The organism is Bacillota bacterium (assembly GCA_023511485.1).
Classification (GTDB): Bacteria; Actinomycetota; Aquicultoria; order Aquicultorales; family Aquicultoraceae; genus CADDYS01.
The window spans coordinates 26,810-33,668 of record JAIMBH010000026.1 but is presented as its reverse complement, the minus strand read 5'-3'; the positions used below and the strand labels follow the sequence as shown (position 1 = coordinate 33,668).

At 46.8% G+C, this 6,859-nt stretch carries 9 protein-coding genes; 7 read left to right on the top strand and 2 right to left on the bottom strand.

Going from position 1 to position 6,859, the window contains the following annotated elements; translation table 11 throughout:
- Window positions 1-71 precede the first annotated feature (71 nt).
- Together K6T91_08975 and K6T91_08970 are read right to left on the bottom strand one after the other, a co-directional pair.
- Window positions 72-260 carry a helix-turn-helix transcriptional regulator gene (locus K6T91_08975; protein ID MCL6472925.1) on the bottom strand — a complete coding sequence of 63 codons (189 nt, stop codon included), beginning with the start codon at window positions 258-260 and terminating at the stop codon, window positions 72-74.
- A 145-nt stretch (window positions 261-405) separates the two neighbouring features.
- Window positions 406-699 (bottom strand): hypothetical protein, encoded by a 294-nt coding sequence (locus K6T91_08970; GenBank protein MCL6472924.1) that lies wholly within the window; start codon window positions 697-699, stop codon window positions 406-408.
- A gap of 202 nt (window positions 700-901) precedes the next feature.
- Here K6T91_08970 and larB point away from each other — a divergent pair, with 202 nt between their 5' ends.
- From larB to nifU, 7 genes are all read left to right on the top strand, one after another.
- The gene (gene larB, locus K6T91_08965; protein MCL6472923.1) at window positions 902-1,678 is read left to right on the top strand and encodes a nickel pincer cofactor biosynthesis protein LarB; all 777 of its coding nucleotides are present in this window, start codon (window positions 902-904) and stop codon (window positions 1,676-1,678) included.
- Window positions 1,671-2,510 (top strand): ATP-dependent sacrificial sulfur transferase LarE, encoded by an 840-nt coding sequence (gene larE / locus K6T91_08960; GenBank protein ID MCL6472922.1) that lies wholly within the window; start codon window positions 1,671-1,673, stop codon window positions 2,508-2,510. Before larB ends, larE begins: the two co-directional genes overlap by 8 nt.
- 187 nt (window positions 2,511-2,697) lie before the next feature.
- Window positions 2,698-3,144, top strand: coding sequence for an Rrf2 family transcriptional regulator (locus K6T91_08955; protein MCL6472921.1), 447 nt, complete (start codon window positions 2,698-2,700; stop codon window positions 3,142-3,144).
- Between the two features lie 48 nt (window positions 3,145-3,192).
- The gene (gene cysK, locus K6T91_08950; protein ID MCL6472920.1) at window positions 3,193-4,176 is read left to right on the top strand and encodes a cysteine synthase A; all 984 of its coding nucleotides are present in this window, start codon (window positions 3,193-3,195) and stop codon (window positions 4,174-4,176) included.
- 73 nt (window positions 4,177-4,249) lie between these two features.
- Window positions 4,250-4,996 carry a serine O-acetyltransferase gene (gene cysE / locus K6T91_08945; GenBank protein ID MCL6472919.1) on the top strand — a complete coding sequence of 249 codons (747 nt, stop codon included), beginning with the start codon at window positions 4,250-4,252 and terminating at the stop codon, window positions 4,994-4,996.
- A 160-nt stretch (window positions 4,997-5,156) separates the two neighbouring features.
- Complete coding sequence (nifS, locus tag K6T91_08940) at window positions 5,157-6,332, top strand: cysteine desulfurase NifS (protein ID MCL6472918.1); 1,176 nt, start codon at window positions 5,157-5,159, stop codon at window positions 6,330-6,332.
- Window positions 6,333-6,364: 32 nt separating this feature from the next.
- Complete coding sequence (gene nifU, locus K6T91_08935) at window positions 6,365-6,733, top strand: Fe-S cluster assembly scaffold protein NifU (protein ID MCL6472917.1); 369 nt, start codon at window positions 6,365-6,367, stop codon at window positions 6,731-6,733.
- Window positions 6,734-6,859: the final 126 nt, after the last annotated feature.

Here is a 6,859-nt window from a genome sequence, read left to right as displayed (position 1 = left end):
CATTTAAAGGGTGCTGAGACCACATAGAAAAGGTAATGCCATGCCAGAATTAGGGTGCTGCATTGCGGAAGTCAGGAGGGCAAAAAGCCGGCTTCCCTTAACAGCACATCGTAAGGAAGCTGCAAAGGAGAAGCTAATAGCTTCAAGACCTTAGGGCTAGGCTTGCGCTCATTGTGCAAGATTTTGCTTATGTAAGCAGCTGAAACCTTATTTCCAGTTTCAAGAGAAACTTGCCTAGCAGATTTATTTAATTTTTCCATCGCATTACGTATTACGGCAATTGCCGTAATAAAACTCACTTTTTAAATTTGTCATAACATTTCCACTTTCAGCCGGTTCTCGATCTGCTATTTTTGTCTAATTTCCCAGAAAAGCTTCGCCATATTATACTTATAGCAAGAGTGATTACTTTTTTCTAAAGTATCTTTTCATAACGGTAGATATGCCGCCTACAAGGCGCACTATGAAAAAGAGTATCGCAAGAACCATAACAACTGTCGACAAATTAATTAAGGTCCTTGCTATGCCTGCATCAATTCTAAAGCCCAAAAGTAACATAGATGTCCCAAAGATAAAGACAGCAACGGTTGCCAGGACTAAATCAAAATAACGGTTTCGGTTAAAGTATGCGTATAGCGCTACTGCGCCGGTAAGATATGAAATCGCAGCGACGATTATATTGTTGACGTTTAAATCCATTGTCCCCCACCCACTAATCCTCTTCAATTTACCCTGGTAAGCTAAGGTCAAACACGTCGTTAAATATTCCTCGAGCTTGTCCGACACACGTAGCTTCTGGATTTTGCACCTTACCTGCAAGAAGAGTTGCACTTGAGCTTTAATGATGAGATACTAAGTTTCGATTTCGGATGACAAAATAAGTAAAACAAGAGGTTGGTAGATGCACGACGGAAATATCAGGCAGTTGCTTGAAGAACTAAAAAGTGGAAATTTGAGCATAGACGAAGCGTATGATCGCCTAAAACACCTGCCATTTACAGATCTGGAGTTTGCTAAAGTAGATAACCACAGGGCAATAAGAAAAGGATTTCCCGAAACAATATACTGCCAAGGAAAGACTGTCGAGCAAGTAAAGGAAATCGCGGGAGTTATCCTGAAAAACGCCGGCGCACTCCTTGCTACGAGGGCAGATGAGGCAGCTTTTGAAGCAATAAAGAGTATTGAACCCAAGGCGGTATATCATGCACAGGCAAGGATTGTATCTGTTGATAGGCGTAAAAAAAGAAAGATGAAAGGAAAAGTCGTAGTCATGAGCGCTGGGACTGCAGACTTGCCAGTTGCCGAAGAAGCGGCAATTACAGCACAAATGATGGGCGCCAATGTCGAGCGCATTTACGATGTAGGCGTAGCCGGTCTTCACCGGCTGCTTGCAACCTATGAAAAAATATCGCAGGCCAGGGTAATAGTTGTAGTGGCAGGGATGGATGGTGTTCTGCCCAGCGTTGTAGGGGGCATGGTTTCGTGCCCGGTTGTTGCGGTTCCCACAAGTATAGGTTACGGCTCGCATTTTGGCGGGCTAGCACCCCTTCTTACCATGCTAAACTCGTGCGCTACCGGGGTTGCAGTTGTAAATATTGATAACGGGTTTGGGGCTGGCTGCTTGGCTGCAATGATTAACCAGATCGGTGAGGATAAGGGCGATGGCCAGGATGACTAATGTAAAGGGTCTAAGAAAGGGTTTAGAGGATAAATACCTAAGGCTCCAAGGCATTTTGGCCGAGATGCAGAGCGTGCTGATCGGGTTTTCAGGGGGTGCCGACAGCACTCTTTTACTGAAGGTAGCCCACGATATGCTGGGGGATAAGGCTGTTGCAGTGACAGCTAACTCGGCCACGCTTGAGTTAAGTGAGCTTGAAGACGCCAAGCGCATAGCTAAAGAGATTGGATCAACGCATCTCATAGTCGATGCCAACGAGCTGGAATGCAAGGAATTCATCAAAAATCCCCCCGACCGCTGCTACCACTGCAAAAAAATACGTTTTTCTCTTCTTAAAGATATACAAAAAGAGCACAACTTTAATTGGATCGCTGATGGCACCAATGCCGACGACGAAGGGGATTGGCGGCCTGGCATCAAGGCGGCGGCTGAAATGGGGATAAGAAGTCCTCTAAAAGAAGCCGGTCTTTGCAAATCTGATATTCGGGAGCTATCTGCCTTATTAGGTCTTTCTACCTGGGATAAGCCGAGTATGGCTTGTCTTGCTTCAAGGATTCCTTACGGTGAGGAAATCAATGCGGCCAAACTGCATCAAATTGCAAAAGCCGAAAAATATATCAAAGAGCTTGGATTTAGGCAACTTAGGGTGCGCCATCATGGCGACCTTGCAAGGATAGAGGTTCCTAAAGATGAAATGGATAAAGTCTTAAAGAGTGCAGATCGAATTGTTGCGCAGCTTAAAGCTTTTGGCTTTAATTTTATATCCCTCGACCTATCCGGATTTAAAAGTGGCAGCATGAATGTAGCTCTAAAGAATCAGACCGGTTTGTAACCTGCCGATTTTTCCCATCCTTTTCAATTGATAATCATAAGTCAAAAAATCTCTGAAGCTTCCGGTGTATTGCTATTTCTTAGCATTATTTTGTTGACAAGCATCTGGTGACAGGTGTATGGTTGCATTAAAGAATTCGCACTAAATTTATCGGAATTGTCGATAATCACTGGACCGAGGAGTAAAGTTGAAGTTCTCTGCGAAAAGTGAATATGCGCTAAGGGCACTTATTGACATGTCAGGCTATTACGGGCAAGGGCCGGTAGGCGTGCGTGAAATAGCCGTAAGGCAGGGTATTCCCGAACGATTCTTAGAGCAACAGATAACAGTTTTGAGGAAAGCTGGGCTTGTAAAAAGCCAGCGGGGAGCACAGGGCGGCGTGACTCTGGCGCGTGCCCCTGAGGAAATTACGATTCTGGAGGTTATCGAGGCATTAGAAGGTCCCCTAACAACAACTACCTGCGTCGGAAGCAATGCCTCAGAATGCGCAAAGAGCACACAGTGTGCTTTACAAGACCTTTGGTGTCAGGTGGGCCTGGCCATTGAAAGCGTGTTAAAGGGCATGACACTTGAACAACTGGCGGCACGCCAGACCCGTTACGATCAATCTCTGCAGCCCATGTATTATATATAGGCGCGAGATAGGTGTAAAGCCAAACAAGAGAAGATTTGGGGGATTTGCATGGCGAGCATTTACGAAGATATAACAAAGACCATCGGAAGAACCCCGCTTGTGCGTTTGAATAGGGTGACTGATGGGGCGCAGGCAACGGTTGTGGCAAAGGTAGAATCATTCAACCCGGCGGGAAGCGTAAAAGACCGGATCGGCGTCAGCATGCTCGATATGGCTGAAAAGGAAGGAAAAATTAAACCCGGCAAAACTCTGGTTATGCCAGCTAGCATTGCTACCGATGGTGATCAGGCGCCTGGTTCAACCATTATTGAGCCAACTAGTGGCAATACCGGAATTGCTCTTGCATTTGTAGCTGCTGCCAGGGGATATAAGGTGATCCTTACTATGCCAGAGACCATGAGTATTGAGAGAAGAAATCTCCTAAAAGCGTATGGTGCAGAACTGGTCTTGACCTCTGGAGCTGAAGGTATGAGTGGTGCAATCCGAAAGGCACAGGAAATACAGCAGGAAAACCCAGACTATTATATGCCGCACCAGTTTGAAAATCCGGCTAATCCGGAAATCCATAGAAAAACAACTGCTGAGGAGATTTGGGAGGACACCGATGGGAATATAGATATATTCGTTGCCGGTGTTGGCACCGGCGGGACGCTGACTGGAGTATCTGAGGTTATCAAGGAAAGAAAACCAGAGCTTTATACAGTTGCGGTGGAGCCGGCTGATTCACCGGTTTTATCGGGTGGAAGCCCGGGCGTACATAAGATTCAGGGTATCGGAGCCGGATTCATCCCTAAGGTATTGAATACCGATATGATTAATGAGGTCTTCCAGGTAACCAACGAAAATGCTATCTGGTTTACCAGGAGACTTGCCAGGGAAGAGGGTATACTTGCTGGAATATCAAGCGGTGCTGCAGCGTATGCAGCAGTTCAGGTAGCTAAGAGGCCGGAAAATGCTGGTAAGCTTATCGTAGTTATTCTGCCCGATACTGGCGAGAGGTACTTAAGCAACCCGGTTTTTGCAGACCTTTAATAAAGCAATCAGCAGTCAGCTCAAATAAAAAGGAATAGAAAAGCTACCGGCTGATGGCCAAGAAGGTGTTTTAATGTTTAGGACAATAAGGGAAGAGATCAGGACAATATTTGAAAAAGACCCGGCGGCTAAAAGCGTAATCGAGGTCCTTCTCTGCTACCCCGGATTCCACGCGATTATGATGCATCGGCTTGCACATTACCTGTATAAAAAACATGTACCGCTTATCCCCCGAATTATTTCACAGTTCAGCCGGGCGGTAACAGGCATCGAGATCCATCCGGGGGCAAAAATAGGGAGGCGTTTCTTTATAGATCATGGCATGGGGGTTGTAATAGGTGAGACGACCGAGATAGGTGACGATGTTTTGCTTTACCAGGGCGCAACTCTTGGAGGGACCGGCAAAGAGAAGGGTAAGCGCCATCCAACTTTAGGAAACCATGTGGTCGTCGGTGCGGGTGCTAAAGTTCTCGGTGCGATAACTATCGGTGATAATGTTAAAATCGGTGCCGGTTCTGTAGTGGTACGCTCTGTTCCGGCAAACACGACGGTTGTTGGCATCCCGGGTAGAGTGGTGATCTCCCATGGCAGGCGCTTAACTGCTGAAGAGGAGCTCGAGCACGGCCACCTTCCAGACCCAGAGGCGCAGGCTATCAAGTGTTTAGGGGATAAGATTAGAGAGCTTGAGCAAAAGATAGAGGAGCTAACAAAGAAACAGGAAGCTATTCCCTCGCTTAAACTTATCGAAGGGGAACTAGATAAGGGAGAAGCAGAGACCTGCGAAGTTGATATGGAAGCAGTTCAAGAAGAGGGAGTTTAGATTTTGGCTAACGGTCTTGATTGTCTCGGGGTTGCGAAGTTACAAATCGGTCGTCGCTGCTGGCCGGCTGTAGAGGGTAACATAATGATTTTAGCGCACAGTATCTATCCGCAGTATCTTTAGTGAATGGATAAGGCGGTTTTGAAAGGAGAGCAAGAGGTTGGAGAGGTTTATTTATCTTGATTATGCGGCGACAACGCCGATGCGTCCGGAAGTAGTAGAGGCGATGATGCCATACTTTACTAAAGAGTTTGGCAACCCTTCTTCTCTTTACACTCTAGGCAGGAGTGCAAGAGGAGCAATTGAAGATGCCAGGGATAGAATCGCGGCCTTTATGGGAGCCGATCCTAGGGAGATTATCTTTACGAGCGGCGGGACCGAATCTGACAACATGGCTATCAAAGGGATCGCTTTTGCAAATGAGAAAAAAGGTAACCATATAATCACTACGCCGGTTGAGCACCATGCGGTACTTGAACCCTGCCATTTCTTGCAGAAGCGTGGCTACGAGGTAACTCTGCTTCCGGTTGATGAGCACGGTATGGTGGACCCAGCCGATGTCGAACGGGCGATAACAGATAAGACCGTTCTGGTTTCGGTTATGCATGCGAACAACGAGGTAGGAACAATTGAGCCTTTAGAGGAGATCAGTAAAATTACCCGAGAGAAAGGGGTTTATCTGCATACCGATGCGGTTCAAACGTTCGGACATATTCCGGTGAACGTAAACGAGCTTGGAGTTGATCTGTTATCTGTCTCTGCGCACAAGCTATACGGCCCTAAAGGGGTTGGAGTTCTATATGTAAGAAGGGGTACCCGGATGGTTCCGACTGCCCATGGCGGTAGCCAGGAGAATAACCGCAGGGCCGGTACGCACAATGTAGCGGGCATTATAGGTCTTGCCAAGGCCGTTGAAATTGCCGAGAAAGAGATGGATTCAGAGGCAAAGCGCCTGGCTGAGCTAAGAGATTACCTGCTGCACGGCATCATTGAGAAGGTACCAAATGTCAGGCCGACTGGTCATCCTACCAAGCGCCTGCCAAACAATGCTAGCGCATGCTTAATTGGGGCGGAAGGCGAGGCTATACTATTGAGCCTTGATATGGAAGGCATAAGTTGCTCAAGTGGTTCTGCCTGCACATCAGGAACACTAGATCCATCGCATGTGCTTTTGGCCATGGGAATACCCGCAGAAGTTGCGCACAGTTCGGTAAGGTTTACGCTAGGCGACAAGACAACTAAAGAGGACATCGATTACTTGCTTGAGATATTGCCGCCAATTGTGGAGAGATTAAGGGCAATGTCGCCATTAGATGCCGCTTGGAAAGGAAAATAAGTAGATGGACGAAAAACCGGAGGTTTTAACGCATGTATAGCGAAAAAGTAATGGAGCATTTCAGAAATCCGAGAAATGTCGGCGAGATTGAAAATCCAGATGGCATTGGTGAAGTGGGAAACCCGACTTGTGGCGACATGATGCGCATCACAATAAAAGTTAAAGATAACAAAATTGAGGATATAAAGTTTAAGACGCTGGGTTGCGGCGCGGCAATTGCAACCAGCAGCATGATAACCGAGCTTGCCATGGGTTTACCCTTGGAAGAAGCGGAGAAAATTTCACGGCAGGATATTGCCGATGCATTAGACGGCCTTCCGCCGCAGAAGATGCATTGCTCGGTGCTTGCCGCCGATGGGCTGCGCGAGGCGATTGCAAATTATCGATCAAAGGTAAAATAATCAGGGTAGGTTTGAAAGATTAGAAGCCAGAAGTCAGAAGCCAGAAGGAAAGAAAAACTTCTGGATTCTGATTTCTGGCTTCTTCGGAGTATGGACGAGCTTTTCAAGAGAAAGTAGATTTTGAAC

Excerpts from the sequence above, each read along its gene's own strand:
- K6T91_08975 (MCL6472925.1), bottom strand. The coding sequence starts at position 260 with ATGGAAAAATTAAATAAATCTGCTAGGCAAGTTTCTCTTGAAACTGGA.
- K6T91_08970 (MCL6472924.1), bottom strand. The coding sequence starts at position 699 with ATGGATTTAAACGTCAACAATATAATCGTCGCTGCGATTTCATATCTT.
- larB (MCL6472923.1), top strand. The coding sequence starts at position 902 with ATGCACGACGGAAATATCAGGCAGTTGCTTGAAGAACTAAAAAGTGGA.
- larE (MCL6472922.1), top strand. The coding sequence starts at position 1,671 with ATGACTAATGTAAAGGGTCTAAGAAAGGGTTTAGAGGATAAATACCTA.
- cysK (MCL6472920.1), top strand. The coding sequence starts at position 3,193 with ATGGCGAGCATTTACGAAGATATAACAAAGACCATCGGAAGAACCCCG.
- cysE (MCL6472919.1), top strand. The coding sequence starts at position 4,250 with ATGTTTAGGACAATAAGGGAAGAGATCAGGACAATATTTGAAAAAGAC.
- nifU (MCL6472917.1), top strand. The coding sequence starts at position 6,365 with ATGTATAGCGAAAAAGTAATGGAGCATTTCAGAAATCCGAGAAATGTC.